We start from the raw sequence: 3,166 nt of genomic DNA on the forward strand, positions 1-3,166 counted from the left end.
CCACCTCCTCTTTTCAGATTTTTTTTCGTTTCCTCCGGGCGCTTGGGGGCAATATCCTGTCAACGATGTCGTCAACGGTTACAAGGCCAACCATCTGCCCGTCGTCATCCACAACGGGGATGGCAACAAGATTGTACTTGGATATCTTGGCGGCCACGATATCCTCATCGTCGTCGGGTCTGACGGACTTTATGTTGGTTGACATGATTGAGGCCAGAGTCATTTCGCCATCGGAGAGCAACATGTCCTTGAGCGACACCACGCCAATCAGAACGCCATACTTGTCGGCCACATACAGATAGTAGATGGTCTCAACATCGTGCGCTTCGGTCTTAAAACGCTCAATGACCTCCCGCACCTTTGTGTCGGAACTGTAGAGCAAAAACTCGGTTTTCATCAGTCCCCCGGCGGTGTCTTCCTCGTGACTGAGCAGTTCGTGGATGTTTTCGACGTCCTCTTGCTCAAAGGAATCGAGTATCTGTTTGGTTTTGTCTTTGGGCAAGTCGCTTAGTATGTCAACGGCGTCATCGGGGGCCATTTCCTCGATGATGGCAGCGGCCTTTTCGGGGGCCATGTTGGAGAGTATCTCCACCTGAGTGCCGGATTCCAGCTCGGACAGGGTCTCGGCGGCGGATTCAACATCCAGGGAGCGAAAAAAACTCTCACCCTCGGCCCGTGACACCGAGCTGATTATGTCGGCCAGGTCTGCCGGGTGTATCTTTGCCAGCTTCTGGGTCACCTTCAGCGAAATCGACTTTAACCGTGGACTTAACGGCTGCAGGTAGTCCCACCTGATCAGGCTCTCCGGCAGATGCAGCTTTAGCAAAGTCAACAGTTTCATCGCCTTTTTCTCCACCCCCAGGCGCCTGAGCAATCCCCGCATACCAACGTCTATGGCCACAAGAACCGCCCAGTTCCTGTACCCCTCGATCTTTATGTCGTTGACCCTGACCACCTTGGCCCCGTTAATGTCCACGATCTGCTTGTCCAGGACGTCACGTGCCGCAAGCAGGTCTGCATCAAAGGAGTCATACCCTGGCAGGTTGTCATGTTGCAGCGTCGTGGTCATCATCCGCCTGTTGAATATGCTCAGGCTCTTGTAATCCACCCTGTAGAAGTTGTCCCTGCTCTTTATGACGAGCGCTTCGATCCTGGGCAGTGTCTCACCCTTTACAACAAGGACGTCGTGTATCTTGCCAAGCTCCTCGCCCTTCATATCAAAGACGGGCTTATGCAATATTTCACTCAAAAAAATCTCACCAAAGAGCGGCATACAATCTCTCCCTACGTTGTCCGCCTGAAGCGGCAGAAGGTAAACCGTTGCATCCCCTTTGCAGGCGTAACGTGATCAATGCCAAAGGACTCCAATAATTCAAAGTCGTCTCCAAACTCGGCATGTAGACTCTCCGGGCTATACCTCACCACATCCAGACCACTGCACTTTTGCGGACCGTCTATGGCAAAGGTCGCTACGACAAGGTGCCCACCTGGCTTGAGAGATTGCTTGACCGCCCGGACATACTTCCTGCGGTCACCGGCATCCGTGAGGAAGTGAAAGACCGCCCGGTCATGCCAGAGGTCATACTGCTCCGGGAGTTTGACCTCGGTGATATCGGCCTCAAGCCACTTGACCCTGTGCGCTTGTTCCCCGAGTCTCTGGCGTGAGTTTGCCATCGCAGAGGCCGAAATATCCAGGACTGTTATCCTCTGATACCCATGCCCCAGGAGCGTATCTACGAGTGTTGATGCACCCCCTCCAACGTCTATGATGTTGGCATCAGGGGCAATCCCCGCTGCCCCGATCAGTTTCAGTGAGACCTCCGGGTACTCCTCATACCAGCTTACATGTGTGTGCAACTTGTTTGTGTAGACGCCCTCCCAGTGATCTTTACGGTTGAATTTGGAGGTGTTTGGTTCCTCCGACTCTTGGACGACAGCAGAGGTTTGCTGAACCTTGCCCTCCTTGCTTATTACACATCGTAAGTCTTTGTGAACAATGTCTTCCATGTCGCTTGCACTCCTTATGTCGTTTAGCTCCTGTACTGTTTGTTAATGTCCCTCGATTTCTGCTATTTCTGGTACCTTAAGCCCTTGCCGGTATAAAACCGCTTCGATATATTATAGCAGATTTCGATTTGATTAAATACAAAATGCGCGGCACTTCTGTTATAATAAACCAGTATGGGAACAAACGACCTATATTTTTTTGAGAGGGGCACTCTCGGACGTTTATACTCAGGTGTAGCGTTTGTGCTTATTGTTCTGGCCTCTGTCGGTGAATATTTCCTGACAGACAAGGGCTTTACGCTGGAGTTTTTCGTACGGGTGGGAGGGGCTGTTCTTGCCATTGCCCTGCTGTATGTGCTTACGCTGAAAAAGGCCGGACGATCACCCGCACAACTATCGGACAGTGACAGACAGGTAATACTTACCATGTGCTATAAGGACGGGGTTGATCAAAAAAGGAACAAGACCATCCTGGCCTTCTGCGACCTGTTGAGCAAGTTTAACAAACTCACATCGGCCCACCTTGCAAACGTGGTCGAAGAGACCGAGACCGCTGCCCATGGCATCATCAGGAAACTGAAGGAGACAGACGGTTCCATGAGCGAACTGGTCAGCACGTTGACATCCCTGCACGATAAGAGTGAGTCACTGGCCCGGCAGTCAAACACGACGATAGAAAAGAACGAGGAGACCTCCACCGTACTATACAACTATATAGAGAAACGTCTGGTGGAACTGGATAAGGATGGCCACATCGTTGAGGAACTGGTAAAGAGTGCCAACAATATGCAGGCCATGGTTCAGCTGATGAAGGATATCAGCGACCAGACCAATCTCCTGGCGTTAAATGCGGCCATAGAGGCGGCACGTGCCGGGGAGTCCGGACGTGGCTTTGCCGTTGTGGCCGATGAGGTACGCAAGCTCTCCGCACACTCTGAAAAGGCCGCAATCGAAATCGGAAGCGCCATCGCCGCAATGGCAAAACAGATTCAAGGTAATTTCGCCGTCAAACTAGACAAAAAACACCAACATGACGAAGCGGACTTTTTAAAGTCCATCGAGGGACAGCTCATGAATATGGGTGAGGGATACAAATTGGTCAACAACCTCAACACACAGATACTTCAGCGGGTGGGCAGCAGCAGCAAGATCATATCGG

The 3,166-nt window shown here is 51.6% G+C and carries 2 protein-coding genes and 1 pseudogene; 1 reads left to right on the forward strand and 2 read right to left on the reverse strand.

Annotated elements, in window-relative coordinates; genetic code table 11:
* Positions 1 to 13: 13 nt before the first annotated feature.
* Together HWQ67_RS15165 and HWQ67_RS15170 are read right to left on the reverse strand one after the other, a co-directional pair.
* Positions 14 to 1,273 (reverse strand): magnesium transporter MgtE N-terminal domain-containing protein, encoded by a 1,260-nt coding sequence (locus HWQ67_RS15165; protein ID WP_218253529.1) that lies wholly within the window; start codon positions 1,271 to 1,273, stop codon positions 14 to 16.
* A gap of 11 nt (positions 1,274 to 1,284) precedes the next feature.
* The gene (locus tag HWQ67_RS15170; RefSeq protein ID WP_218253530.1) at positions 1,285 to 2,007 is read right to left on the reverse strand and encodes a class I SAM-dependent methyltransferase; all 723 of its coding nucleotides are present in this window, start codon (positions 2,005 to 2,007) and stop codon (positions 1,285 to 1,287) included.
* An 813-nt stretch (positions 2,008 to 2,820) separates the two neighbouring features.
* Here HWQ67_RS15170 and HWQ67_RS20650 point away from each other — a divergent pair.
* Positions 2,821 to 3,166 (forward strand): annotated as a pseudogene (locus HWQ67_RS20650) (methyl-accepting chemotaxis protein); the annotation flags it as partial.

The sequence above is a fragment of the Candidatus Magnetobacterium casense genome (genome assembly GCF_019173545.1).
GTDB lineage: Bacteria > Nitrospirota > Thermodesulfovibrionia > Thermodesulfovibrionales > Magnetobacteriaceae > Magnetobacterium > Magnetobacterium cryptolimnobacter.